The organism is Plesiomonas sp. (genome assembly GCF_051650925.1).
Classification (GTDB): Bacteria; Pseudomonadota; Gammaproteobacteria; order Enterobacterales; family CAMTGL01; genus Plesiomonas.
The window spans coordinates 1-1135 of sequence record NZ_JBOFRH010000113.1; the positions used below are offsets into that span (position 1 = coordinate 1).

Below are 1135 nucleotides of genomic sequence, written 5' to 3' on the forward strand. Positions count from 1 at the left end.
GAATACCTCTTTACCGGCATAACAGTCAGCCACCAAAAATAATATTCAGGAATGCTGATGTTATTTTGATGTTACATCGCATTCTAGAATAAAGGCAATTGATAGCCGTCAAGAAATGCGAAAAAGATATTTTAAACAGAAACATAAAGCGATGAGTCTGAAATAGTTATCTTGTAATCGTTGTTTTTAGAATAAATACACGCCAGCAAGCTGGTATGACCTGTTGTTTTTGCTAAAACGGCTTTTTTAAAGCGAATTGTTCTGTATGAATATGCCTTGCGTGCATATGCGTAAAACGAAAGTGAAAGACTTAAGAACTGATAAATGAATGCGATGGGAAAATGCGCGCATTACATTCTATAAATGTGCGATTTAAAATTAATTGTTGGGGGTGTTATAATTAAAAAGAATATACGCTTGTGTTATTGGTAGTGAAAATGAAATAAACATGCATTTCAGTCAGTTGTGTCAGCTTTATTTTTAATTCGAGCCGAGCATAAACGGGGACAAAATAAATATGTGATGCTATATAGTAGCGTGCTACAAGACCCCAATATCTAAACATCAATACCCAAGCAACCGAAGTACTCACGGTTAAACCTCAAACGCCTCGAGATCAACATTTCTATTTTAAACGTGAAGTTTAAGACCGAAATTTCAAGTGCTTAACAACTGTAAACAGCGAATACTGCTACGTATTAGATACGTGCCGTATTCGCTGCTGTAGAAAAAGGGCTTGCGGTTGATGGCCTCAGAGGCCTTGCTCAATAACCGCATGTATAGCCGCAGTTAAACGGTGCGCATCTTCTGTCGGCGACATATAGGGTGGCATCACATAGATTAAGCGCCCAAACGGACGGATCCACACCCCGAGGCGCACAAATTCGGCCTGTAACCGCGCCATGTTCACCGGTTGGCGCATCTCCACCACACCGATCGCGCCGAGCACTCGCACATCCGCAACCGCAGGGTGTGTGCTTAACGGCTGCAAATCGGCCTTGAGCACCGCTTCGATACGCTGCACATCCGCTTGCCAGCTGCCGCAGGCCAGTAACGCCAGATTTGCCGATGCGACGGCGCAGGCAAGCGGGTTAGCCATAAAGGTTGGCCCGTGCATGAAACAACCGGCGCTACC

The 1135-nt window shown here is 44.1% G+C and carries 1 protein-coding gene; it reads right to left on the reverse strand.

Translation table 11 applies throughout. From position 1 onward, the window contains the following. Positions 1-751: 751 nt before the first annotated feature. A partial coding sequence (locus tag ACRC27_RS02450) for an aminotransferase class III-fold pyridoxal phosphate-dependent enzyme (RefSeq protein ID WP_438639115.1) occupies positions 752-1135 on the reverse strand: 384 nt, incomplete at its 5' end.